The 613-nt window shown below is 60.4% G+C and carries 1 protein-coding gene; it reads right to left on the bottom strand.

Annotated elements, in window-relative coordinates; all coding sequences use genetic code 11:
* Positions 1–468: DUF3304 domain-containing protein (locus LIG30_RS25700; RefSeq protein ID WP_152986202.1), on the bottom strand; the 468-nt coding region annotated here is incomplete at its 3' end.
* Between the last annotated feature and the right edge of the window lie 145 nt (positions 469–613).

Genomic DNA, 613 nt, shown 5'->3' with positions numbered 1-613 from the left:
CCCGACGACGATCTTCACTCGGTCCTCGGGTAAGAAGATCGCCCAAACCCCGGCGGTCTGCCCCGTGACATACGGCTCGATCTGAACGTTTTCGGCTTTGTACCAACCTGACGTCATTTTGTTTTTCTTGTTCACCAGCCACCGCACCGTTACCCTCAAGCCCGGCTGCCATTCCCGCGGGTAGCGCGTGCAGCAACTTTCTTTCCCCCCACCGGAGCGACGCCCGTCCTCGCGTGCCGGCATCACATTCGGCCCGCCACCACCGATACGCGACCCTTTCGGCCCGGAAATCGAAAACGTGTGGATGTACCACGGTGTGTAATTGAACGCCTTGGTTCCGCCGCTACTCAGCTCAACCCGTCGAGGTACCTCAACCGTTGTGGACGCATTCGTCTGCAAACCGGTGCATCCCGCGAGCAACACCACCCAGGCAGCTACCATCACGCCAGCCCATCGTTTCACGTCCATTCGTCACCTTTGTCGTGGTTGTTCGTGCCGTCAAAAAACAGCGAGACGTGGAGGGTCTGCTGGAACGTCAGTTTCGGATCGGCCACGCTGCACTAGCCCGTCGCCCACGCGTCGTTCGCTTCCGGGTTCTGCAGGCGTCCGCCTT

The organism is Burkholderia sp. lig30 (assembly GCF_000687455.2).
Lineage (GTDB): Bacteria > Pseudomonadota > Gammaproteobacteria > Burkholderiales > Burkholderiaceae > Burkholderia.
Note: the sequence above shows the minus strand (reverse complement) of the source record. Positions and strands in the feature narration are given on the sequence as shown.